At 73.5% G+C, this 26,873-nt stretch carries 2 protein-coding genes; both read right to left on the bottom strand.

Annotated features, from left to right (window positions below; genetic code table 11):
* Nucleotides 1–18: 18 nt before the first annotated feature.
* On the bottom strand, nt 19–5,412 hold the full coding sequence (locus QQM67_RS27370; RefSeq protein WP_314177549.1) for a type I polyketide synthase: 5,394 nt from the start codon (nt 5,410–5,412) through the stop codon (nt 19–21).
* Between the two features lie 19 nt (nt 5,413–5,431).
* Entirely contained in the window at nt 5,432–26,869 is a 21,438-nt protein-coding gene (locus QQM67_RS27365; protein ID WP_314177547.1) for a type I polyketide synthase, read from the bottom strand.
* Nucleotides 26,870–26,873 lie beyond the last annotated feature (4 nt).

Raw genomic sequence — 26,873 nt, 5'->3', positions numbered from 1 at the left:
CGTGGGCCGCCGTCACCGTCAGGGCCGGGCGAGGGTGCCGAGCCAGTCCTCGATGACGTCGGCGGTCATGGCGGAGTCCTCCTTGACCATGGCCATGTGGTCGGTCGCCACGACGCGTACGTCGTCGGCGGGCACGGAGACGGGAGGGGCCGAGGATGTCGTGGACGTCTCGAAGTCGGTGCCGTCCACTTCCTTGCCGCAGCGGACCAGCAGTTTGGGCACGCCGGTCTCAAGGCCGATGTCGGTCATCTTGATGAACCAGTGCGCCATCGCGGACAGCTTGGCGCTGTTCATGCTGACGGCCGGGGAATCCATGGTGTTGAAGTAGTTGGTGGTGACGGCGTCGAAGTCCATGCCTTCGTGGCTGTCGTAGCGGAGGCTGAGGGTGTCGAGCATGACGACGGCTTCGGGCCGCACGTCCCAGGCCTCCTCCAGCACCGCGGCGGCGAAGTAGGCGAGGGTGCCGCCCGAGGAGTGCCCGACCAGCACGAACGGCTCGCCGTCGCTGGCGTGCAGGATGGACTCGGCGACGACGCGCGCCGCGGCCTCGGTGGTCGCGGGAAGCATCTCCCCCTCGGCGAAGCCGACGAGCGGCAGGGCCGAGACGTGCCGCTTGCCGCGGAGGCGGGCCGCCATACGGGCGTACATGTGCACGCCTGCGGTCGCCCCGGGGGCGCTGATGCAGATCAGGCGCGGGGTGGCGTCGCCCTCGGCGAGGGTGACGGGCGCGGGCAGCTCCTCCAGCTCGGCCGGTGTCTCGAACGTGGGCCTGAGGGCGGCGACGGTCTTGAGCATGCGGAGCCCTTCGAGGACTTTCCCGGAGCGTACGGCCTCGGTGAACAGCCCTTGCAGGGTGTCGCCGTGGTGGGCCGCGGGCGCGGCGGACCGGCCGTCCGGCGCCGTGCCTCCCGTGCCGTGCGCGACGTGCCCGGGCAGCTCGTCCATCAGCCAACGCGCAAGCTGCGCAGGGGTCTTGGTGTCGAAGACGACGGACGTGGGTGGCCGCACGCCGAGCACCTCGGAGAGCTGGTTGCGCAGTTCCACGGCGATGAGCGAGTCGAATCCGAGCTCGAGGAAGTCCCGTTCGGGTTCGATGCCGTCGGCGGACGGGTGGCCGAGCAGCACGGCGGAGGTGTTCACGATGAGGTCCCGCAGCGCTGCCTCCTGTTCGGCGGCGTCCAGTCCGGCGAGCCGGTCGAGCATGGTGACGCCCGAGGGCTGCGCGGCCGCGGCGCCGGTGCCGGCGCCGTCGGGCACGAGGCCGCGCAGCAGCGGGGGCACGCCCTGCCGCCGCTGTGCCTCGGTGTTGAGGTGCAGCGGCGCGAGTACGGCGTCTTCGCGTGCGAGACCGAGTTCGAAGCAGGCCATGCCCTGCCGGGTCGAGAGCGGCGGCATGCCCGAGCGGGCGATGCGTTCCATCGCGGCGTCGCTGAGGGCGCCGGTCATGCCGCCCGCCTCGGCCCACGGGCCCCAGGCGAGGGAGACCGCGGGGAGCCCTTCGGCGCGGCGTTGCGCGGCGAGGGCGTCGAGGAAGGTGTTGGCGGCGGCGTAGTTGCCCTGTCCGGCGGCGCCGAGGAGGCCGGCCACCGAGGAGTAGAGGACGAAGGCGGCCAGGCCGTTGCCGCGGGTGGCGTGGTGCAGGTTCCAGGCGGCGTCGACTTTGGGCCGGAGTACGCCGGCCAGACGCTGCGGGGTGAGGGAGGCGACGAGCCCGTCGTCGAGTACGCCCGCGGCGTGCACGACGGCCGTCAGGGGGTGCTCGGCCGGTACGCGGGAGAGCAGCGCGTCCACGTCGGCGGGGTCGGCCGCGTCGCAGGCCGCCACGGTCACCTCCGCGCCGGCGGCGGTGAGTTGGGCTCGGAGTTCTTCGGCGCCGGGGGCCTGCGGGCCGCGCCGTGAGGCGAGCAGGAGGTGTTTCACGCCGCGTTCGGACGCGAGGTGCCGGGCGAGTTCCGCGCCGAGTCCGCCGGTGCCGCCGGTGATCAGGACGGTGCCGTCGGGGTTCCAGGGGCGGGGCCGGGCGTCGTCGGCGGCAGCCGGTTCGGCGAGGCGCGGCACGTGCACGGTGCCGTTGCGCACCATCAGGTGGGGTTCGTCGAGGGCGAGCAGGGACGGCAGCAGCGCTCCGGACAGCTCCGCGCGGTCCATGTCGACCAGCAGGAAGCGTCCCGGGTTCTCCGACTGTGCCGAGCGCACCAGGCCGCACGCGGCGGCCGCCGCGACGTCGGTGACCTGCTCCCCGTCGGCGGCGAAGGCTCCGCCGGTGACGAAGACGAGGCGTGAGCCGGTGAACCGCCGTTCTTCCAGGGCCTCTTGGACGAGTGCGAGGGCGCGGGCGGCGAGTTCGTGCGCTGAGGCGGGCACGTCTGCGTCCCGCCTGCCCACCAGCGGCACGAGGAAGACGTCGGGCACGGCGCCGCCGTCGACCATGGCGCCGGCGAGTGTGTCCCCGTATGCGGTGACGCTCTGCCCGGCGCTGTGGAGGAGGTGGGCGAGGTCGAACTCGTCGGCGCCGATGACGGCCCACCGTGCGGACGCCGCGGCGGGCGCTGCCGAGGGCGCGGGCTGCCACTTCACCCCGTAGACGGTGGGTTCCTGCACCGCCCAGGGCGGCCGGGGGGCCGCAGCGGCGCCTTCGGGGGGCGAGGGCCAGTAGCGGTCGCGCTGGAAGGGGTAGGTCGGCAGGTCGGTCAGGCGTGCGCCGGTGCCGGAGAACCAGGCGGGCCAGTCGACGCGGGCTCCGGCAACGTGCAGGCGTGCCAGGGCGGTTGTGGCGGCGGTCTCCTCGGGCTGGTCCTTGCGCAGCAGTGGGACGACGGGCACGGGGTGTTCGCCGTCGTCGGTCTGCTCCGTGTCTGCGCGGGGCTCATCGGCGTCCGGTGTGCCGGGCGTCCCGGCGCCGGAGGCCGGGCTGCCGGGGGCGCCGGGTGCTTCGGCGTGCTCCAGGCTCTCCTGTGCCATGGGGGTGAGCGCCGGGGTGGGCCCCAGTTCCAGCAGGACGCCCGCTCCGGCGCGGCGCAGGGTGCGGACTCCGTCGGCGAAGCGGACCGTTCCGCGCACGTGCCGCACCCAGTACTCGGGGGTGCGCACCTCTTCGCCGGCGAGGTCACCGGTGAGGTTGGAGACGAGTTCCAACTCGCCCTCGTGGAAGGTGATTCGGGCCAGGGCCCGCCGGAAGTCCTCCAGCATCGGGTCCATCAGCGGCGAGTGGAAGGCGTGGGAGACCTGAAGGCGTGAGGTCCTGCGGCCCCGGGCTTCCAGGTCGGCGGCGAGCCGGAGAGCCGGTTCCGCTGCGCCCGCGACGACGAGGGACGCCGGGCCGTTGACGGCGGCGATCTCCACTCCCCCGGTCAGCAGCGGTTCGACCTCGGCCTCGGTGGCCTGCACCGCGATCATGGCGCCGCCCGCGGGCAGCGCGCCCATCAGCCGTGCGCGGGCGGAGACCAGAGCGCAGGCGTCCTCCAGGGAGAGGATCCCGGCGACGTGGGCGGCGGTGACCTCGCCGATGGAGTGTCCCGCGGCGAACCGGGGGGTGATGCCGAGTGATTCGACGAGGCGGTAGAGGGCGACGCCGGTGGCGAACAGCGCGGGCTGTGCCATGGCGGTGTCGTTCAGGGCGTCGGAGTCCTCGCCCCACATCACCTCCCGCACGGGTCCGTCGAGGTGCTTGAGTGCGGCGTCCAGGGCCTCGGCGTAGACGGGGAAACGCGCGTACAACTCCCGGCCCATGCCGAGGCGTTGCGCGCCCTGCCCGGAGAAGACCACGCCCACCGGCGGTTCGGCGGAGGCCACGCCGCGCGCGGCCTGGGCGACGCCGTCCTCTCCTGCGAGCAGCACCGCGCGGTGGGAGAAGCGGGAGCGGGAGGCGGCGAGCGAGTATCCGATGTCGAGGGCGCGGGCGGAGCCGTCGCGCACCTTGTCGCGGATGCGTTCCGTCTGCTCGTCGAGGGCTGCGGGCGTCTTTCCCGAGAGCGGCAGCGGTACGGGCCCGGTGTGCGCGACTGCCGGAAGGCCGTCCTCGGGCTTACCTGCCGTACCGGCGTCGGGGGCCTCTTCGACGATGAGGTGGGCGTTGGTGCCGCTGACGCCGAAGGAGGAGACCCCGGCGCGGCGCGGCTCGTCCGTACGGGGCCAGGGGACGGCGCGAGTCAGCAGCCGCACGTCGCCGTCGTCCCAATTCACGTGCGATGAAGGGGAGTTGACGTGCAGGGTGGGCGGCATCGTCTCGTTGCGGAGCGCCATCACCGACTTGATGACGCCTGCGGCTCCCGCGGCGGCCTGCGTATGGCCGATGTTGGACTTCACCGCGCCCAGATACAGCGGCGTGCGGCGGCCCTGCCCGTAAGCGGCGAGGAGGGCCTGCGCCTCGATAGGGTCGCCGAGTGTGGTGCCGGTGCCGTGTGCTTCGACGAGGTCGACGTCGGACGGCGCGAGTCCTGCGCTGTTCAGGGCCGCCCGGATGACCGCCTGCTGGGAGGGGCCGTTGGGGGCGGTCAGCCCGTTGGAGGCGCCGTCCTGGTTGACGGCGCCGCCGCGCAGCACGGCCAGCACGGGGTGGCCGTTGCGCCGTGCGTCGGAGAGGCGTTCGACGACGAGCACGCCGACGCCTTCGGACCAGCCGGTGCCGTCGGCGTCGTCGGAGAAGGCACGGCACCGCCCGTCGGGCGAGAGCCCGCCCTGGCGGGTGAAGCCGGCGAATCCGGCGGCCGTCGACATGACGGTGACGCCGCCGGCCAGCGCGAGGGTGCACTCCTCGCCCCGCAGGGCCTGAGCCGCCAGATGCAGGGCCACCAGCGAGGAGGAGCAGGCGGTGTCCACGGTGACGGCCGGGCCCTGGAGTCCGAGGCTGTAGGAGACGCGGCCGGACAGGACGCTCGCGGACGTGCCGGACCCGGCGTGCCCCTCGACGTCCTCCCGTGAGGCGAGCAGCAGATGCCCGTAGTCCTGGCCGTTGGTGCCGGCGAAGACGCCGGTGCGGGAGCCGCGGAGGGAGACGGGGTCGATGCCGCTGCGTTCGATCGCCTCCCAGGAGACCTCCAGCAGCAGCCGCTGCTGCGGGTCCATCGCGAGGGCCTCGCGGGGCGATATGCCGAAGAAGCCGGGGTCGAACTCGCCCGCGTCGTAGAGGAATCCGCCCTGGAGGGTAGCGCTGTGGCCGCTGCCGTCACCGGCGAGGGCGTCCAGGTCCCAGCCCCGGTCGGTGGGGAATGCGGAGACGGCGTCGCCGCCCGCCGCCACCAGGTCCCACAGCTCCTCGGGGCTGCGTACGCCGCCGGGGAAGCGGCAGGCCATACCGACGACGGCCACCGGCTCGTGTCGCCCGGCCTCCACTTCTTCGAGGCGCTGCCGGGTCTTGTGCAGATCCGCGGTGACCCACTTCAGGTACTCAACGAGCTGTTCTTCGTCCGGCATCGCCAGTGAACCTTCCTCATCAGCGGTCGGGGTCTGCGTCGGTGCGCCGTCCGAGCTCGTTGTCGATGAACGCCAGCACCTCGCTCGTGCTTGCGGACTGGATGCGCTCGGTCACCTCGGTCCCGGCGCCGTCGCCGGGGGCCGTGCCGCCGTAGCGGGCAAGGAGGTTGCGCAGCCGGGCGGCCACTCCCGCCGCGGCCAGTTCCTCGGGGTCGCCTTCGGCCAGTGCGGCCTCCAGCCGGTCGAGTTCGGCGAGCGCGCCGCCGGACTCCCCCTCGTCGCCGAGGAGTTCGTCCGCGAGGAGCGCGGCCACCGCGGCGGGCGTGGGGTGGTCGAAGACCAGGGTGGCCGGCAGTTGTGCGCCCGTGGCGCCGCCGAGGCTGTTGCGCAGCTCCACCGCCGTCAGCGAGTCGAAGCCCATCTGCCGGAACTCCCTTTCCGGTTCGATGGATTCGGGCGAGGCATGCCCGAGCACTCCCGCGGCGTGGTGGCGCACCAACTCCGTCAGGAAGCCGGCGCGTTCGGCTTCGCGCATGGCGGCGAGGCGCTGGGTGAGGTCCGCGCCGTCGGTCCGTTCACCCGCCGTCCTGCGTCCCTGGGGCATCAACTTGCGCAGCAGCGCCGGGACTTGACCTGGTGTGGGGCCGGTGCGGGTGCGCCGGGTGTCGAGACGTACCGGCACCAGGAGCGGACCGCCGTGCGCGGTGGCCGCGTCGAAGAGCGCCAGACCGTCCTCGGTGCTCAACGGCGGCATGCCGGACCGGCCCATGCGGCGCATGTCCTGCTCGGACAGCGAACCGGTCAGTCCCCCCGCACGGGCGCCGCCCCTCTCCTGCGCCCAGGGGCCCCAGGCGAGGGACTGGCCGGGCAGGCCGTTGGCGGTGCGGTGCTGGGCGAGGGCGTCCAGGAACGCGTTGGCGGCGGCGTAGTTGGCCTGGCCCGCGGCGCCCATGACGCCCGCGACGGACGAGTACGTCACGAACGCCGCGAGCGGAAGGCCGCGGGTGGCCTCGTGCAGGTTCCAGGCGCCGTCGGCCTTCGGGCGGAGCACCGCGTCGAGGCGTTCCCCGGTGAGCGAGGAGACGACGCCGTCGTCGAGTACGCCCGCGGCGTGTACGACCGCCGTCAGCGGATGCCGGGACGGCACGCCCGCGACGAGCGCGTCGACGGCGCCGCGGTCGGCGGTGTCGCAGGCGGTGACGGTGACGTCGGCGCCGTGCGCCGTCAACTCGGCCCGCAGGGCGAGCGCTTCGGGTGCGTCCGGGCCGCGACGTGAGGCGAGCAGCAGATGCCGCACGCCGCGTCCGGCGACGAGGTGCCGGGCCAGTTCGGCCCCGAGTCCCCCGGTGCCGCCGGTGATCAGCACCGTGCCGTCGGGGTCCCACCCGGCCGCCGCGTCCGCAGAGGGCTCTTCGGCGGGCACCCGGTCGAGCCGTGCGACGCGTACGGTGCCCTCGCGCACCGCGACCTGGGTTTCGCCGGCGTCGAGCAGCGCCGGGAGGCGCGGCAGGGCGGCTGCGGACTCGGCGGTGCCGTCGAGGTCGACGAGGAGCAGACTGCCGGGGCTCTCCGCCTGGGCGGAACGCACCAGCCCCCATACGGCCGCGGTCTGCGGCGCGACGTCGGCCACGGCCGCTTCCTGCCCTGCGGCCTGTCCGCTGCCGGACGCCCGGGGGCCTTCGGCGCCGGTGGTGACGGCGCCGCGCGTGACGAACAGCAGTCGGGAGCGGGCGAACCTGTCGTCCGCCAGCCACTCGCGGACCAGACCCAGTGCCCGTGCGGCCGCCCGGTGCGCCGCGCCGGCGACGTCGGCTGTGCTCTCCGCGGGCACGGGGACCGCGACGACGTCGGGAACCGCGCCGTCCGCGTCGACCGTCCCGGACAGAGACGGTGCCGCTTCGGCGACGCCGTGTCCTTCGGCGGTCAGCGCCGCCGCCAGGCCGAACTCGTCCGGCCCTGCAACGGCCCAGCGGCTGCCGGGAACTGCGGCCGGAACGGCGTCGCCGGGTGCCTCCGGCCACTCCAGCCGCAGCAGCGATCCCAGCCGGGCCGCGGAGGACGGCGCCGTGGCGTGGTCCGTCTGAGGTGCGGCCGTTTCGACGGAGTCGGCTGTGAGCACCGGCTGCCCGTCCTGGCCGAAGGCCGCCAGCGACAGGGTGTCCGGCCCGCTGCGGGTGAGGCGGACGCGCAGCGCGGACGCGCCGGAGGCGTGCAGCGTCAGCCCGTCGAACGCCACGGGCACGGCGCCCGTGCGGTCCTCCCCGAAGGCGTCGCACGCTTGCAGGGCGGCGTCGAGCAGCGCCGGATGGAGCCCGTAGGCGCGTGCTTCGGGGGCGGGCGCGGGCAGTTCGGCTTCGGCGTACACCTCGTCGCCGAGGCGCCACACCGCGCGCAGTCCCCGGAAGAGGGGGCCGTGGGAGACGCGGGTCTGGCCGCTCTCGTCGTACCAGCCGTCGAGGGAGACCGGTTCCGCTCCCTCCGGCGGCCACCGCAGGGCCGGGGGCGCCTGGATGTCGCCCGCCGAGGACGTCACGACGCATGTGGCGTTGCGGGTCCACGGAGCGTCCTCGTCCGCGGCCGGGCGTGAGTGGAAGGTGACGGCGCGGCGGCCGTCGTCGTCGGGGGCGCTGACCCACACCTGGACGGTGGTGCCTTCGTGGGAGCCGAGCACCAGCGGCGTGGTCACGGAGAGTTCGGCGATACGGTCGCATCCGGCCTGGTCGGCGGCGCGGACGGCGAGTTCAGCGAACCCGGAGGCGGGCAGGGTCGCAGCGCCGTGCACGGTGTGGTCCACGATCCACGGAAGGGTTGCGGCCGAAAGCCGTCCGGTCAGTACGACGGCATCCGAACCGGCGACGGGCATCGCGGCGCCCAGGAGCGGGTGTTCGGACGGTACGAGACCGAGCGAGCCCGCGTCGCCCCGGGCCGGGGACGCGGAGGGCCAGTAGCGCTCGTGCTGGAAGGGGTAGGTGGGCAGGTCGACCCGCTTAGCTCCGGTACCGTCGAAGAGCCGCTGCCACTCGACCGGCACGCCGTCGACATGCAGACGCCCCAACGCCCCCAGCACGGCGGCCTCTTCGTCGCGGTCCTTACGCAGAAGAGGAACCGTCGTGGCGTCCGGTGCGGTGGCCGCGGCCATGGCAGACAGCACGCCGTCCGGGCCCAACTCCAGGAAGGCCCGCGCCCCTTCGGACTTCAGCGCCCGCACACCGTCGGCGAAGCGGACCGTCTCCCGCACATGACGGACCCAGTACTCGGGCGAACACAGCTCGCCGCTCCCGGCGAGGCGCCCTGTGACGTTCGAGACCACCGGAATCGAGGGCTCGCCGAACGACAGGCCCGCCACGGCCTCCCGGAACTCCTCCAGCATCGGATCCATCAACGACGAGTGAAAGGCATGGCTGACCAGCAAACGCCTAGTCTTCCGGCCCCCTTCCGCCAACCGGTCAACAAGCCGTTCGACTGCCTCCCGCTCACCCGACACCACCACCGACGACGGCCCGTTGACCGCCGCCAGCGAGACCCCGTCCATGAGGAGAGGCGTGACCTCGTCCTCGGACGCCTCGACCGCGACCATCGCGCCGCCCTCGGGCAGCGCCTCCATCAACCGAGCACGGGCGGAAACCAGTGCGCAGGCATCCTCCAGGGACAGCACACCAGCCACATGGGCTGCGGCGATCTCACCGATCGAGTGACCGGCCAGATAGTCCGGCTCGACACCCCACGACGCCACCAGACGGAACAGCGCCACTTCAACCGCGAACAACGCAGGCTGCGCCCACCCCGTACGGTTCAGCCGCTCCTCGTCCTCGCCCCACATCACGTCCCGCAACTGCGGGTCCAGATACGCCAGTACGGCATCGAAGGCTTCGGCGAAGACCGGGAAACGGGCATACAACTCCCGGCCCATGCCCAGGCGTTGACTGCCCTGACCAGAGAACACCACCGCCAGCAGACCCGGATCGGCAGAGGCCACACCCCGAGCCGCCTCCGTCAGCCCGTCCCCCGAGGCCAGCAACACCGCACGGTGCTCAAACACCGAACGCGTGGTGACCAGCGACAGCCCGACATCCACCGGACGGGACTCCTCCGGCAGCGAACGCAGCCGCTCGATCTGCCCAGCCAACGCCTCCGCCGACTTCGCCGACACCGGCCACGGCACCACACCCGGCGACACCACAGCGGACGGCTGCTCCACCTGGCCGGCGACGGGTGCCGCCACCTCGGCGGGCTGTTCCAGGATGACGTGGGCGTTGGTGCCGCTGATCCCGAACGACGACACACCCGCACGGCGGGCACGGCCCGACTCCGGCCAGGCGGTGCGTTCCGTGAGCAGCTCGACCGCGCCCGCATCCCAGTCGACGTGCGAGGACGGCTCGTCCACGTGAAGGGTGCGCGGCAGTTCGCCGTGCCGCATCGCCTCCACCATCTTGATCACACCAGCGACACCCGCAGCAGCCTGCGTATGACCCAGATTCGACTTCACCGACCCCAGCAACAGGGGCCGTTCGGCGTCCCGCTCCTGCCCATACGTCGCCAACAGCGCCTGCGCCTCGATCGGATCACCCAGCGTCGTCCCCGTACCGTGCGCCTCGACCGCATCCACGTCCGCGGCCGACAGACCCGCACTCGCCAACGCCTGCCGGATCACCCGCTGCTGCGAGGGACCATTCGGCGCCGTCAGGCCGTTCGACGCGCCGTCCTGGTTGACCGCCGAACCACGCACCACCGCAAGCACGTTGTGGCCGTTGCGTTCCGCGTCCGACAGGCGCTCCAGCACCAGCACGCCCACGCCCTCGGACCACGCCGTGCCGTCCGCGCCGTCCGCGAACGCCTTGCACCGCCCGTCCGCCGCGAGGCCGCCCTGCTGGGTGAATTCCATGAACGCGCCTGGTGTGGCCATGAGTTGGACGCCTCCGGCCAGCGCGAGGGAGCATTCGCCCTCGCGGAGCGCCTGCGCCGCCAGATGGAGGGAGACCAGTGCCGAGGAGCACGCGGAGTCGACCGTCATGGCGGGGCCTTCGAGGCCGAGGGTGTAGGACAGGCGGCCGGAGATGACGCTCGCGGACGTGCCCGTACCGGAGTAGCCCTCCATGCTCTGCTGGGAGGCGAGCACGAGGTGCCCGTAGTCCTGGCCGCTGGCACCGACGAAGGCGCCCGTGCGCGAGCCGCGCAGCGCGACCGGATCGATGCCCGCCCGCTCGATCGCCTCCCAGCTCGTCTCCAGCAGCAGCCGCTGCTGCGGGTCCATCGCCACCGCCTCACGCGGCGAGATGCCGAAGAACCCGGCGTCGAAGTCGGCGACGCCCTCCAGGAAGCCGCCCTCCGCGGTGATGCTGTTGCCCGGCCCGTCGCCGAGCAGGCTCTCCAGGTCCCAGCCGCGGTCGGTGGGGAACTCCCCTATGGCGTCTCGCTCTTCGGCCAGCAGCCGCCACAGGTCCTCCGGGGAGGCGATGCCGCCGGGGAAGCGGCAGCTCATGCCGACGACGGCCACGGCGTCGTCCGCGTCGCGCCGGGCGGGCAGCGCCTCGCTGTTGCGGGTGTCGCCGTCGTACGTGTCGCTCTCGCCGGAGAGTTCCTCGATCAGGTGCCCGGCGAGAAGCCGCGGTGTCGGGTAGTCGAAGACGAGCGTCGCGGGCAGCGTGAGGCCGGTGGCGGCGCCGAGCCGGTTGCGCAGCTCGACGGCGGTGAGCGAGTCGAAGCCGAGGGCGCGGAACTCCCGTTCGGCGTCGACGGATTCGAAACCGGCGTGTCCGAGCACCTTGGCGGCCTCGGCGCGTACCAGCTGCATGAGGTGCTTGTCGCGTTCCGCCGGGCGCATCCCCCGCAGGTCCACCAGAGTGCCGGACCGTGCGCCGGAGGAGGCGGTGCGGCGCCCGGAGCGCAGCAGGGACCGGAGGATGGGCGGTACGAAACCGGTGGCGGAGCCGGTCATGGTGCCGGTGCGGATGCGCGCGGGCACCACGAGGGGTTCGTCCACGCCGGTGGCGGCGTCGAAGAGGGCGAGCCCGTCTTCGACGGACAGCGGCGGCATGTTGGAGCGTTCGAGGCGTTCCAGGGCGGCCTGGTCGAGGGTGCGGGTCATGCCGGAGGCTTCCGGTGACCACGCGCCCCATGCCAGGGACACCGCGGGCAGCCCCGCCCCGCGCCGGTACGACGCCAGCGCGTCCAGGAACGCGTTGGCCGCCGCATAGCCACCCTGACCCGCGGCACCCACCACACCGGACACCGACGAGAACACCACAAAGGCCGACAGACCGCAGTCGCGGGTGAGTTCGTGGAGGTTCCACGCACCGTCCACCTTCGGACGCAGCACACCCGCCACACGCTCCCCCGTCAGCGAACCCACCACACCGTCATCCAGCACACCCGCCGCATGCACCACGGCGGACAGCGGATGTTCGCCGGGGATGCCCGCGAGAACTTCTGCGAGGGCTTCGCGGTCGGCGACGTCGCAGGCCTCGACGGTGACGTCGTCGGCGCCCAACGTGTGCAGCTCGTCACGCAGTTCGGCGGCGCCGGGGGCGGCGGCCCCGGCGCGGGACGTCAGCAGCAGCCGCCGCGCCCCGCACGACGTCACGAGGTGGCGGGCGACGAGCGCGCCGAGTCCGCCGGTGCCGCCGGTCACCAGGACGGTGCCGTCCTCGCCGAGCGGCGGAGGCGTGGTGAGGACGATCTTCCCGACGTGCCGGGCGCGGCTCATGTACTGGAAGGCCTCGCGGGCGCGGCGCACGTCCCAGGAGGTCACGGGGAGGGGGCGCAGCGCGCCCTCGTCGAAGAGGGCGAGGACGGCGCCGAGCATCCGCTGGATGTGGCCGGGGTCGACGGTGCCGAGGTCGAACGCGCGGTAGTGCACGTGCGGCAGTCGACCGGGGTCGCGCAGGTCGGTCTTGCCCATCTCCAGGAAGCGTCCGCCGGGGCGGAGCAGGCGCAGGGAGGCGTCGACGAACTCGCCTGCGAGAGCGTTGAGTACGACGTCGATGCCGTCTTGGCCCGCGACGCGGCGGAAGGCGTCTTCGAAGTCGGTGGTGCGGGAGGAGGCGATGTGGTCGTCGGGCACTCCGAGGTCCCGCACGGCCTGCCGTTTGCCGTCGCCGGCAGTGGCGAAGACCTCCGCGCCGAGGTGGCGGGCGAGCTGGACGGCGGCCATGCCGACGCCGCCGCTCGCGGCGTGGATGAGGACCTTCTCGCCGGGGCGCACCGCGGCGAGGTCCTGAAGGGCGTAGTGGGCGGTGAGGAAGACCAGCGGCATGGACGCCGCCTCCTCGAAGGTCCAGTCGCCGGGCATGCGTACGAGATAGCGCTCATCGACGACGCCCACGGGTCCCATGCCGCCGAAGAGCATGCCGGTGACGCGGTCTCCCGGGCGAAGTTCCCGCACTTCGGGGCCTGTTGCGGTGACGACGCCGGCGGCTTCCGCGCCCAGCAGCCCGGCCTCGCCCGGGTACATGCCCAGCGCGTTCAGCACGTCGCGGAAGTTGAGTCCTGCGGCGCGCACGGCGACACGGACCTGCCTGCCGGTGAGGGGTTCGAGGACCTCGGGGCAGGGGGTGAGCGTCAAGTCGTCGAGGCTGTCGTTCCCCGTGGTGCTCAGCCTCCAGGGGACGCCCGACGGCGGCACGAGGGACCGGCCGCTGTCGAGACGGGTGAGGCGGGCCGCGTACAAGTCGCCGTCGCGTACGGCCAGTTGCTGCTCGTCAGTGGTGAGCAGCTCGGGTGTGACGTCCGCGCCGGCGTCGAGGTCGACCAGCAGGAAGCGTCCCGGGTTCTCGGCCTGTGCGCTGCGTACGAGGCCCCAGACGGCAGCGGCGGCCAGGTCGGTCACGGGTTCGCCGTCGGTGGCGACGGCGCCCCGGGTGGCGAACACCACGCGTGTGCGGGCGAGTCGGGGCTCTTCGAGGGCTTCCTGGAGGAGGAGCAGCGCCCGGCGGGTCTCGGCGTGCACGGCTTCCGGCCCGTCCTCGTCGCTGCCGGCCGGTACGACCACGACCGCGGGTGGTTCGGTGCCGTCGCCGGGGAGCAGGGTGGCGGCGTCCGCGGGGAGCCGGGCCGGCGGCGTGCCGTCGGCGTCTCCCCCGGTCTGCACGGGCGTCCAGGAGACGCGGAAGAGCGAGTCGTCCGCCGTTGCGGCGGCGGGTGCCGCCTGTGCGGTTGAAGGTTCGCGCACGGCCAGCGACTTCACCGAGACGACCGGGCGTCCCTCCACGTCGGTGCCGGTGACGCTGACGTTTCCGGAGCCGGTCCGGCGCAGCCGGGCGCGCAGTACGGACGCTCCGGCGGCGTGGAGTGAGACGCCGCTCCACTCGAAGGGCAGTCCCTGCCCCGCGTCTTCGAGGAGTCCGATGGCGTGGAGGGCGGAGTCGAGCAGCGCTGGGTGCAGGCCGAACTCGGCGGCGTCTTCGGCCTCTTCGGGCAGTGCGGCCTCGACGAAGACGTCCTCTCCCCGGCGCCAGGCGCCGCGCAGTCCGCGGAAGACCGGGCCGTAGGCGAGGCCGCCGTCCTCGGCGAGGCGGTCGTAGAAGCCGTCGAGGTCGATCTGGTCGGCGCCTTCGGGGGGCCAGTGTTCCGCGGCCTCGCCGGTCCGGGGTTCGTCCGGTCCGAGGGTGCCTTCGACGTGCGGGGTCCACTCCCCTTCGGGTGAGTTCGCCGCCCGTGAGTGGATGGCGACGGGGCGGCGGCCCTCCTCGTCGGGGGCGCCCGCCCTGACCTGGATGTCGACGGCTTCGCGTTCGCCGAGCACGAGTGGCGCGACCAGGGTGAGGTTCTCCACCCGGCCGCCTCCGGTGAAGTCGCCCGCGCGTACGGCGAGTTCGAGGAAGCCGGTGCCGGGGAAGAGCACGGTGCCGCCGACGACGTGGTCCCCCAGCCAGGGGTGTGTCGAGAGGGACAGCCGTCCGGTGAGCATGGCCTCCTGGGAACCGGCGACCTTCAACGCGGCGCCCAGCAGGGGGTGTTCGGCGGGTGAGAGGCCCAGTCCCGGCACGTCGCCGCTTCGGCCCTTGCCGCGCACGGCGGGCCAGTACCGTTCGTGGTCGAAGGCGTAGGTGGGCAGGGCGGTACGGCGGGCGCCGGTCCTGTCGAACCAGCCACGCCACTGCACGCGGTGACCGGTGACGTGCAGTCCGGCCAGTGCCTGTGCGAGGGCGGTCTCCTCCGGGCGGTCATTGCGCTGGGCGGCGAGGGCGGAGACGGTGCCGCCGATGGTCTCGGCGGCCATGGCGGCGAGCACGCCGTCAGGGCCCAACTCCAGGCAGACGTCGGCGCCTTCGGCTTCGAGGGTGCGCATGCCGTCGGCGAAGCGGACGGACTCGCGCACATGACGGACCCAGTACTCGGGTGAACACAGCTCGCCGGTCGCGGCGAGGTGTCCGGTGAGGTTCGAGACCACGGGTATGCGGGGCTCTTCGAAGGTCAGGTCCGCGATCGCCGCGCGGAAGTCCTCCAGCATCGGGTCCATCAGCGGCGAGTGGAACGCGTGCGAGACGCTCAGCCATGTCGCCTTCCCGAACTGCTCCGCCACGCGGGCGACGGCCGTGCGCTCGCCCGAAATCACCACTGACGACGGCCCGTTGACCGCCGCGAGGGAGACGTCGCCGGTCAGCAGCGGCGAGACCTCCTCCTCCGAGGCCCGCAGCGCGACCATCACGCCGCCCTCGGGCAGCGCCTCCATCAACCGCGCCCGGGCGGAGACAAGCCGGCAGGCGTCCTCCAAGGAGAACACTCCGGCCACGTGGGCCGCGGCGATCTCCCCGATGGAGTGGCCCGCGAGGTAGCCGGGCTGGACGCCCCACGAGGCCGCGAGGCGGAACAGCGCCACCTCGAGCGCGAACAGCGCGGGCTGCGCCCACCCCGTACGGCTGAGCAGCTCCTCGTCGTCGCCCCACATCACGTCCCGCAACTGCGGGTCCAGATACGCCAGTACGGCATCGAAGGCTTCGGCGAAGACGGGGAAACGGGCATACAACTCCCGGCCCATGCCCAGGCGTTGACTGCCCTGGCCGGAGAAGACCACCGCCAGACCACCCGGATCGGACGGCGCCACGCCCCGGGCTGCCTCCACGACGCCCTCGTCAGAGGCCAGGAGCACCGCACGGTGCTCGAAGACCGAGCGGGTCACCACCGACGAGAAGCCGACGTCCAGGGCAGACCCCGCCGCTGCGCACTCCCGCAGCCGCTCGATCTGCCCGGCGAGGGCCCCCTCCGACTTCGCCGACGCCAGCACCGGCACCACGTCCGGCGCCGTGGCCGCAAGCGGGCCGGGGGCTTCGAAGCCCTCGGAACCGGCGGCCTCGTGGTCCTCCGCGGGCTGTTCCAGGATGACGTGGGCGTTGGTGCCGCTGATCCCGAACGACGACACAGCCGCACGGCGGGCACGGCCCGACTCCGGCCAGGCGGTGCGTTCCGTGAGCAGCTCGACCGCACCCGCATCCCAGTCGACGTGCGAGGACGGCTCGTCCACGTGAAGGGTGCGGGGCAGTTCGCCGTGCCGCAGCGCCTCCACCATCTTGATCACACCCGCGACACCCGCAGCAGCCTGCGTATGACCCAGATTCGACTTCACCGACCCCAACAACAGGGGCCGTTCGGCGTCACGCTCCTGCCCGTACGTCGCCAACAGCGCCTGCGCCTCGATCGGATCACCCAGCGTCGTCCCCGTACCGTGCGCCTCGACAGCATCCACATCAGCGGCCGACAGACCCGCACTCGCCAACGCCTGCCGGATAACCCGCTGCTGTGAGGGGCCGTTCGGCGCCGTCAGGCCGTTCGACGCGCCGTCCTGATTGACCGCCGAACCACGCACCACCGCAAGCACGTTGTGACCCTTGCGCCGCGCGTCCGACAACCGCTCCAGCACCAGCACGCCCACGCCCTCGGACCACGCCGTGCCGTCCGCGCCGTCCGCGAACGCCTTGCACCGCCCGTCCGCCGCGAGGCCGCCCTGCCGGGAGAATCCGGAGAAGCTGGTCGGGGTGGACATTACGGTGACGCCTCCGGCCAGCGCGAGAGAGCATTCGCCCTCGCGGAGCGCCTGCGCCGCCCAGTGGAGGGCCACGAGCGCCGACGAGCAGGCGGTGTCGACGGTGGCCGCCGGCCCTTCGAGGCCGAGGGTGTAGGACAGGCGGCCGGAGATGACGCTCGCCGCCAGGCCCGTGCCCGCGTGTCCTTCGAGGTCGTCGCGGGCCGCCATGACGACGTGCTGGTAGTCCTGCCCGTTGGTGCCGACGAAGGCGCCGGTGCGCGAGCCGCGCAGCGCGACCGGGTCGATGCCCGCCCGCTCGATCGCCTCCCAGCTCGTCTCCAGCAGCAGCCGCTGCTGCGGGTCCATCGCCACCGCCTCACGCGGCGAGATGCCGAAGAACCCGGCGTCGAAGTCGGCGACGTTCTCGAGGAAGCCGCCGCGCACCGTGGCGCTGTCGAGACCGCCGGTGTCCCAGCCGCGGTCGGTGGGGAACTCCCCTATGGCGTCGCGCTCTTCGGCCAGCATTCGCCACAGGTCCTCCGGGGAGGCGATGCCGCCGGGGAAGCGGCAGGCGGTGGCGACGACGGCGACGGCGTCGTTCTCGGTCCATGCCGGTGCGGCGGCCGAGTCCTCGGACGCGGCGCCGGTCGTCTCGCCGATGAGCCGTTCCAGCAGGTGCTCGGCGAGCGACGTCGAGGTCGGGTAGTCGAAGACGAGACCGGCGGTGAGGGCGAGGCCGGTCACGGCGGCGAGCTGGTTGCGCAGCTCCATCGCGGTGAGGGAGTCGAAGCCGAGGTCACGGAACGCCTTGTCGGGGCTGACGGCTTCCTTGCCGGTGTGGCCGAGCACCGCGGCGGCCTGGGTCCGTACGAGGTCCAGTACGGGGGTGAAGCGGGCGTCCTCGGGGAGGGAGCGCAGCGTCCGGTGGAAGTCGGAGGCTGCGGACTCGGCCTCCTTGCGGGCGGTCTCCACCTCGTCGATGACGCGGCGGGCTTCGGGCAGCGCCGACAGCAGCGGCGCCGGGCGCAGGCTGAGCAGGGCGTTGAGCAGCGCGGGCTGGCGCAGGTCGGCGGCGACGGCGGTCGCGGGTGCGTCGGCGGCGAGCTGCCACAGGGCGGAGACGGCGAGCTCCGGGTCGAGCGCGGAGGCGCCGCTGCGCCGCATGGCGTCCTCTGCGCGGGAGCCGCCGGCCATACCGTCGCCGGACCAGGCGCCCCAGGCGATGGACGTCGCGGACAGGCCCTGCGCGCGGCGGGTGTGGGCCACGGCGTCCAGTACCGCGTTGGCAGCCGCGTAGTTGGCCTGCCCCGGGTTGCCGACGGAACCGGCCACGGAGGAGAACAGCACGAAGGCGGAGACGTCCTTCTTGCGGGTCAGCTCGTCGAGGAGCATGGCCGAGGTGACCTTGCTCTGGAAGACCTCGGTGAACTGCTCCGGCGAGAGGCCGTCGAGGACACCGTCGTCGAGAACGCCCGCTGTGTGCACGACGCCGGTCACGGGCTGGTTCTCGGGGACCGCGGTGAGGACGGCGGTGAGGCTGTCGCGGTCGGAGACGTCGCATGCCTGAATGGCCACTTCGGTGCCGAACTCGGCGAGTTCTTCGCGGAGTTGCGCGGCGCCCGGTGCGTCGGGGCCGCGCCTGCTGAGCAGAAGCAGCCTCTCTGCTCCGTTGCGTGCCAGGTCGCGGGCGACGTGGGCGCCGAGGGCTCCGGTGCCTCCGGTGATCAGGACGGTCCCCGTCAGCGGGCGCTCGCCGGAGGCGGTGCCGCCGCGCGGTGCGGGCGTCACACGCCGCCCGAAGAGGCCGGTGGCGCGGACGGCGATCTGGTCCTCTCCGGAGCCGGAGTTCAAGGCGGACGTCAGGCGCTTGGTGACGCGGTGGTCCAGCGCCTCGGGCAGGTCGACCAGGCCTCCCCACCGTTGGGGGTGTTCGAGGGCGGCGACCCGGCCCAGGCCCCACACTCCGGCCTGCCAGGGGCTCTCGACCCGGTCGGTGCGTCCCGTGGAGACGGCTCCTCTGGTCACGGCCCACAGGGGTGCGTCGACTCCGGCGTCTCCGAGGGCCTGCACGAGGGCGAGGGTCCAGACGAGTCCAGCGGGTGCGGGCGCGGCCAGCGGGTCGGGGGCCTCGACGAGGCCCAGCAGGGACAGCACGCCGGTGAACCCGGAGCCGGAGAAGCTCTCCAGCTGGCCGCTCATGCGGTCGCGGTCGCCCATGACCTCGATCTGCTCGACGTCAGGGCCGAGGGCGGAGACCACTTCGGAGACCCATTCGTCGTCGGCGAGTCCGACGGGCATCACGACGAGCCACCGTCCCGGCGCCGGGCTTGCGCCGGTGCCCGGCAGGGGTTCCCAACTCTCGCGGTAGAGCAGGGAGTCGACGGATGCCTGCGTGCGGCGGCGGCCGCGCCAGGCGGAGAGCACCGGTGCGACGGTGGAGACCGTCTCGTCGTCCAGCTCCAGTGTGGCGGCGAGGGATTCGAGGTCTTCGCGTTCGACGGCCTGCCAGAAGGCGGCGTCGACGGGGTCCTGCTGCGGCGCGTGGGACGTGCGCGTCGCGGGCCAGTACCGCTGGTGCTGGAAGGGGTAGGTGGGAAGGTCCGTGACGCGGGCGCCGGTGCCGTCGAACGCCGGTGTCCAGTCGACGCTCACGCCGATGGTGTGCAGCCGCCCCAGGGCGGCGAGCCATGCGCTCTCCTCGCCGCGGTCCCGGCGCGACGCCGGTACGACAGGGGTGTGTCCGGGCAGCGACTCCTGCGCCGCTGCGCACAGCACGCTGTCCGGGCCGAGTTCGAGTACGGCGCCGGCGCCCTGTTCGTGGAGTGCCGCGACGCCGTCGGCGAAGCGCACGGTGCCGCGCACGTGCCGTACCCAGTAGCCGGGGGTGAGCACCTCTTCTCCCGCGAGGTCCCCGGTGAGGTTGGAGACGAGCGGCAGCGAGACGGGACGGAAGGTCAACTCGCCGACGACGGCGCGGAATTCCTCCAGCACGGGGTCCATCAGCGGCGAGTGGAAGGCATGGGAGACCTGGAGCCGGGTGGTCCTTCGCCCTTCGGACCGCATACGGGCGCAGACCTGCTCGACGGCGGTCTCCGTACCGGAGACGACCACGGACGTGGGTGCGTTGACGGCGGCGATCGCCGCCTCGCTCTCCAGGCCCTCCAGCAGGGATGCGACCTCCGCCTCGCCGGCCTGGACCGCGGCCATGGCGCCGCCGGGCGGGAGGGCGCTCATCAGCCGTGCCCGTGCCGAGACGAGCGTGCACGCGTCTTCGAGGGACAGGCCGCCCGCCACGTGCAGGGCGGTGATCTCGCCGACGGAGTGGCCGCCGACGAACTGGGGCCGCACGCCGAAGGATTCGGCCAGCCGGTACTGGGCGACGCCGGTCGCGAAGAGGGCGGGCTGTGCGATGGCGGTGTCGTCGAGGGCGCCGGCGTCCTCGCCCCACATCACGTCCCGCACCGCCGGGTCGAGGTGGCGCAGCGCTTCGTCGAGCGCGTGTGCGTAGACCGGGAAGCGTTCGTACAACTCCCTTCCCATGCCGGGGCGTTGGGCACCCTGGCCGGAGAAGAGCACGGCGAGGGACCGTTCGGACGCCACTGCGCGGGAGGCCTCGGTGACGCCGTCGTCGCCTGCGAGCAGCACGGCACGGTGGTCGAAGACGACGCGGGTGGCGACGAGGGAGTGGCCGACGTCTACGGGCGGGGGGCCGTCGCCGGCGAGGGTGCGCAGCCGTGCCACCTGCTCGTCGAGCGCTTCGGCCGACTTGGCGGATACGGGCCAGGGCACCACGGAGGGCCGCAGCGCGGGGGCCTCCTCCGCTTCGGGCCGTGGGCCGGGCTCGGGCGGCTGCTCGATGATGACGTGGGCGTTGGTTCCGCTGAGGCCGAAGGAGGAGACGCCTGCGCGGCGGGGCCGTCCCGTCTCGGGCCAGGGGGCGGGGTCGGCGAGCAGTTCGACGGTGCCCGGGGACCAGTCCACGTGCGAGGAGGGCGCGGTCACGTGGAGGGTCTTGGGGAGTTCGGGGTGCGCGAGGGCGAGGACGGTCTTGATGACACCCGCGACTCCGGCGGCCGCCTGGGTGTGGCCGAGGTTCGACTTCACGGTACCGACGAGCAGCGGCCTTCCTGCGTCGCGGTCCTTGCCGTAGGTGGCGAGCAGCGCCTGCGCCTCGATGGGGTCGCCGAGGGTGGTGCCGGTGCCGTGGGCCTCGACGGCGTCGACGTCGGACGGTTCCAGGCCGGCGTCGGCGAGGGCCTGCCGGATGACGCGCTGCTGGGAGGGGCCGTTGGGGGCGGTGAGCCCGTTGGAGGCGCCGTCCTGGTTGACGGCGGAGCCGCGGACGACGCCCAGGATGCGGCGGTTGTTGCGGCGTGCGTCGGAGAGGCGTTCGACGACGAGTACGCCCACGCCTTCGGACCAGCCGGTGCCGTCGGCGTCGTCGGAGAAGGCGCGGCAGCGTCCGTCGGGCGACAGGCCGCCCTGTGCGTTGAAGCCGGCGAAGTTCATCGGCGTGGACATCACGGTGACGCCGCCGACCAGGGCGAGGGAGCACTCCCCCCGGTTGAGCGCCTGCCCCGCCAGGTGCAGGGCGACCAGCGACGAGGAGCAGGCGGTGTCGACGGTGAGTGCGGGCCCCTCGAAGCCGAAGGTGTAGGAGAGGCGGCCGGAGATGACGGCCGCGGCGAGGCCGGTGCTGGCGTGGCCCTCGATGTCGCCGCCGGAGCGCAGCACCAGGTGCGTGTAGTCCTGCCCGTTGGTGCCGATGAAGACGCCGGTGCGGGAGCCGCGGAGCCGGTCGGCGTTGAGGCCGGCGCGTTCGACGGCCTCCCATGAGACCTCCAGCAGGTGCCGCTGCTGTGGGTCCATCGCGAGGGCTTCGCGGGGCGATATGCCGAAGAAGCCGGGGTCGAACTGGGCGGCGCCGCGCAGGAATCCGCCTTCGGCGGTGCCGTCGCCTGCGAGGGCGCTCTCCTCCCAGCCGCGGTCGGTGGGGAAGGGCGAGATGGCGTCGCCGCCGTCGTCGAGGAGGCGCCACAGGTCCTCGGGGGAGGTGACGCCGCCGGGGAAGCGGCAGCTCATCCCCACGATGGCCAGCGGTTCCTCCGTCCTCTGCGTGTGCGCCGCGGGGGCGGAGGTGTCGTCACCGGTGCCGAGGAGTTCGGTGAGGAGGTGGGCGGCCAGGGCCCGCGGCGTGGGGTAGTCGAAGACCAGCGTGGCGGGGAGGCTGAGCCCGGTGGCCCTCTCCAGCTGGTTGCGCAGTTCGATCGCGGTCAGCGAGTCGAAGCCGAGGCTGCGGAACTCCCGCTCTGTGCCGACCGGTTCGGGCGAGTCGTGGCCGAGGACGCGGGCGGCTCCGGCTCGTACGACGTCGAGGAGGTGGCGCTGCCGTTCACTCTCGGGCAGTTCGGCGAGCCGGGCGGCGGCCTTGGCGGGGGTGGCTCCGCGACCGCTCGCGGCGCGGCGGCGTCCGGTGCTCACCAGATCGCGCAGGATCGCCGGGACGTCCTCGGGGGCGGCGGCGCCGGGTGTTCCGGCGCCCGGCGCGAGCGGCACAAGGACGGGTTCGGCGGTGCGGGCGGTGGCGGCGTCGAAGAGCGAGAGGCCCTGCTCGGCGGTGAGCAGCGGGGCGCCCGCGGCCGTGACGCGGCGCAGTCCGGTCTCGTCGAGGGTGCGGGTCATGCCGGAGGCTTCCGGTGACCACGCGCCCCATGCCAGGGACACCGCGGGCAGCCCCGCCCCGCGCCGGTACGACGCCAGCGCGTCCAGGAACGCGTTGGCCGCCGCATAGCCACCCTGACCCGCGGCACCCACCACACCGGACACCGACGAGAACACCACAAAGGCCGACAGGCCGCAGTCACGGGTGAGTTCGTGGAGGTTCCACGCACCGTCCACCTTCGGACGCAGCACACCCGCCACACGCTCCCCCGTCAGCGAACCCACCACACCGTCATCCAGCACACCCGCCGCATGCACCACGGCGCCTACGTCGTGCCCCGCGAGGAGGGCAGCGACGGCGTCCCGGTCGGCGACGTCGCAGGCGGCGATCTCCGGGCGGGCGCCCAACGAGCGCAGTCCGTCGAGCAGTTCGGCGGCTCCTTCGGCTCGGGGGCCGCGGCGGGAGACCAGCAGCAGGTCCCGTACGCCGTGCCGGGACGCCAGGTGGCGGGCGACGAGCGCGCCGAGTCCGCCGGTGCCGCCGGTCACCAGGACAGTGCCGGCTTCGCTCCACGGCACGGCGTGCGTACCGTTCTCGCCGTCCGCACCGGGTGCCGGTGCAGGGCCGAGGCGGGCGAGGCGTATGTGCCCCTCGCGTACGACGGCCTGGGTCTCCCCCTCGTCCAGCAGCGCGGGCAGGCGCGTGAGGGCGGCGGCGGACTCGGGGGTGCCGTCGATGTCGGCGAGGAGGAAGCGTCCCGGGTTCTCCGACTGGGCGGAGCGCACCAGTCCCCACACAGCGGCAGCGGCCGGGTCGGTGACGTTCTCGCCGTCGTCGGCGACGGCGCCGCGGGTGACGACCAGCAGCCGGGAGCGAGCGTAGCGAGGGTCGGTGAGCCACTCCTGGAGCTGTTCGAGGGCGCGGCCGGTGAGGACGTGCGCGGACGCGGCGGCACCCGCCGCCCTCTGGGCGGTGCGGGGCGCGACGGGCGCCACGGCGACGCCCGGCGGGGGTCCGTCGGGGTCCGCGGCAGGCAGGCCGAGGCTGAGGACGTCCTCGCCGATCAGCGTCAACTCCTCAGCGTGGGCAGGCAGTTCAGGGCTGACGGCCTGACCTTCCGTGTGGCCGGTCCAGCGGATGCGGAAGAGGGAGTCCGATCCGCCGGCGGTCTCCTCCTGGGCGGGGGCCTGGAGGGGCCGCAGCGTGACGGTGCGGGCGCTGAGCACGGGGGTGCCCTCGACGTCCGCGGCGTCGAGACGGACGGACTCCTCCCCCGCTTGCAGGCGCACGCGCAGCACGGAGGCGCCGGCGGCGTCCAGGCGCACTTCTCCCCACGCTTGTGGTGTAAACGGACGGTTGACCGGTGTTCCTCCGCCGGGGAGGAGCCGCGCGGCGTGGAGGGCCGAGTCCAGCAGCGCAGGGTGGACGCCGAACGCGGCGCCGTCCTCGACGTCTTCGGGCAGGGCCACTTCGGCGAAGAGTTCACGGCCGCGGGACCATGCCGCCCGTACGCCGCGGAAGACCGGCCCGCGCACGAGGCGGCCGCCGAAGTCGTCGTCGAGGGAGTCGAGTTCGACGACGGTTGCGCCGCGGGGCGGCCACACGTCCGTCTCGAAGTCCCCGTCCGCGGGCTCTGCCGGCGCGTCGGCAGCGGCTCCGAGGCGGCCGGCGGCGTGGAGGGTCCACTCGGCGCCGGGCGCTCCGGCGCGGCGGGAGTAGACGCGCACGTCCCGGGTGGCGTCGGCGGCGGGTTCGCCCACGCGTACCTGGGTCTCGACGGTGCCGGACTCCGGCAGCGACAGCGGTTCGGCGACGGTGAGTTCTTCGATGCGTTCGCAGCCGATGCCGTCGGCGGCGCGCAGCACCAGTTCCACGAACCCGGCGTCGGGGAAGCGCGCGGTGCCGCCGCCTCGCAGGTCCCCGAGCCACGGGTGGGTGGCGAGGGACAGCCTGCCGGTGAGGATGAGTTCGGCGGAGCCGGCGACGGGCGTGGTGGACGCCAGCAGCGGGTGCCCGTCGCCGCCGTCGGGTACGGGGGCGGCGCCGACGGTGCCCGACGGCCAGAAGCGCTGGTGCTGGAAGGCGTAGGTGGGCACGTCGGTGCTGCGTGCGCCGGTCCCCTCGAAGGCGGGTGCCCAGTCGACGGGGACGCCGCCCGCGTGGAGCCGCGCCAGGGCGGTCAGCAGCGTCGTCTCCTCGCTGCGGTCCTTGTGGAGCGCCGGTACGGCCGCCGCTCCGGGCAGCGTGGCCGCGGCCATGGCCGACAGGGCGGCGTCGGGGCCGAGTTCGAGGACGGCGCCCGCTCCCTGGCGCTCCAGGGTCGCCAGTACGCCGGCGAAGCGGACGGTGTCGCGGACGTGGCGCACCCAGTACTCGGGTGTGCTCAACTCGCCGCCGTCCGCGGTGCCTCCGGTGAGGTCGCAGACCACTTCGAGGGTCGGTTCGCGGTACGAGAGTCCTTCGACGGCGGCTCGGAAGTCCGCGAGCATCGGCTCCATCAGCGGCGAGTGGAAGGCGTGGGAGACGCGCAGCCGGGTGGTGCGGCGCCCGCGGCCGTCGAAGTGGCGGCGGATCTCCTCGACTTCCTCTTCGCTGCCGGAGACGACCACCGACTCGGGGCCGTTGACGGCGGCGAGGGACACCGCCCCGTTCAGCAGCGGCGCCACCTCCTCCTCGGTGGCCTGGACGGCTGTCATCGCGCCGCCGTCCGGCAGGGCCTCCATCAGCCGCGCACGAGCGGAGACCAGCGCACACGCGTCCTCAACGGAGAACACACCCGCCACATGGGCCGCCACGACCTCACCGATCGAATGCCCCGCAACGAAGTCCGCACGCACACCCCACGACTCCACCAGCCGGAACAACGCCACCTCAAGCGCGAACAGAGCAGGCTGAGCCCACCCCGTACGAGCCAGGCGAGCCTCGTCGCCGCCCCACATCACCTCACGCACACCCGGGTCAAGAAGCCCCAGCACCTCATCCAGCGCCTCGGCGAACACCGGGAAACGCCCATACAACTCCCGCCCCATACCCAGGCGTTGACCCCCCTGCCCGGAGAAGACGAACGCCGTGCGCACCCGCGATTCGAAGCTGCCGGTGTACGCGCCCGGCGCTGTGCCGCCGGAGAGCCAGTCGGTGAGGGTGGCGCGCGGTGCCGTGTCCGCCGGGGCGACGAGCGCGAGCCGGTGCTCGAAGCGGGTACGCCCGTTGGCCAGCGACAGCGCCACGTCGGCCGGCCGCTGCCCGGGGTGTCCGGCCAGCCAGTCGGCCAGGGCTGCGGCCTGGTCGCGCAGTGCCGCCTCGCTCCTGGCGGACAGCACCCACGGCAGGACCGAGGGAGCCTGCGCGGACCTGGTCACGGAGCCGGGTATGGACGCCTCGCCGTGCTGTGCGTCGCCGGTCGCGGTACCGGGCGCCGCCTCGTCCGGCTCCGGCTCTTCCGGCTCTTCCGGCTGGGGGGCCTGTTCGACGATGACGTGGGCGTTGGTGCCGCTGACGCCGAAGGAGGAGACGGCGGCGCGGCGCGGGTGTGCGGCGGCGGGCCAGCCGGTCTCCTCGGTGAGCAGCTCCAGGGCGCCTGAGGACCAGTCGACGTGGGAGCTGGGCGCGTCGACGTGCAGGGTGCGGGGCAGCACGCCGTGGCGCATCGCCATGACCATCTTGATGACACCGGCGACGCCCGCGGCGGCCTGCGTGTGGCCGATGTTGGACTTCACCGACCCCAGGTAGAGGGGCTGTTCGCGGTCCTGCCCGTAGGTCTCCAGCAGCGCCCGCGCCTCGATGGGGTCGCCGAGCGGGGTGCCGGTGCCGTGCGCCTCCACGGCGTCGATCTCGGACGCGTCGAGGCCCGCACGTTCCAGCGCCTGCCGGATGACGCGCTGCTGAGCGCGGCCGTTGGGCGCGGTGAAGCCGTTCGACGCGCCGTCGGAGTTGACGGCGCTGCCCCGCACCACGGCCAGCACCCGGTGCCCGTTGCGGCGGGCGTCGGACAGCTTCTCCAGCAGCAGCATGCCGACGCCCTCGGACCAGCCGGTGCCGTCGGCGGCGTCGGCGAACGCCTTGCAGCGGCCGTCGCGTGCCAGCCCGCCCTGCCTGCTGAACTCCACCAGCGAACCGGGGGTGGCCATGACGTTGACGCCGCCGGCGAGCGCCAGCGAGCACTCGCCGCTACGCAGCGCCTGCGCCGCCAGGTGCATCGCCACCAGCGACGACGAGCAGGCCGTGTCGACGGTGACGGACGGACCTTCGAGGCCCAACTCGTAGGCGACGCGGCCTGATTCGGCACTGGCGGCGATGCCGGTGCCGATGTCGCCGGTGGCGTCGGAGACGGAACGGATCAGCAGGTGGGCGTAGTCCTGCCCGTTGGTGCCGACGAACACGCCGGTGCGCGAGCCGCGCAGCGCGGACGCGTCGATGCCGGCGCGTTCCACGGCCTCCCACGACGACTCCAGCAGCAGCCGCTGCTGCGGGTCCATGGTCAGCGCCTCGCGCGGCGAGATGCCGAAGAGGCCGGGGTCGAACTCGGCGGCTCCGCGCAGGAATCCGCCGCGCAGGCTGAGGCTGGTGCCGCGTTCGTCGACTCCGCTGCCGTAGAGGGCCTCGACGTCCCAGCCCCGGTCGGTGGGCAGTCCGGTGATGCCGTCGGAGCCGGAGGCCACCAGCTCCCACAGGTCTTCCGGGCAGAGGACGTCTCCGGGGTAGCGGCAGGCCATGCCGACGATGGCGACGGGTTCGGTCGCGGCGGAGACCAGACGGCGGTTCTGCGAACGCAGCCGCTCGCTCTCCTTCAGCGCGGCGCGCAGCGCCTCGACGACCTTCTCGCTGGGGGTGTTCATTCGC

The sequence above is a fragment of the Streptomyces winkii genome, assembly GCF_032248595.1.
Taxonomy (GTDB): Bacteria; Actinomycetota; Actinomycetes; order Streptomycetales; family Streptomycetaceae; genus Streptomyces; species Streptomyces winkii.
This window is presented reverse-complemented; position numbering and strand designations above follow the sequence as displayed.

Bases quoted from the DNA above. Each gene is read 5' to 3' on its own strand.
- QQM67_RS27370 (WP_314177549.1), bottom strand. From the start codon at position 5,412: ATGCCGGACGAAGAACAGCTCGTTGAGTACCTGAAGTGGGTCACCGCG.
- QQM67_RS27365 (WP_314177547.1), bottom strand. From the start codon at position 26,869: ATGAACACCCCCAGCGAGAAGGTCGTCGAGGCGCTGCGCGCCGCGCTG.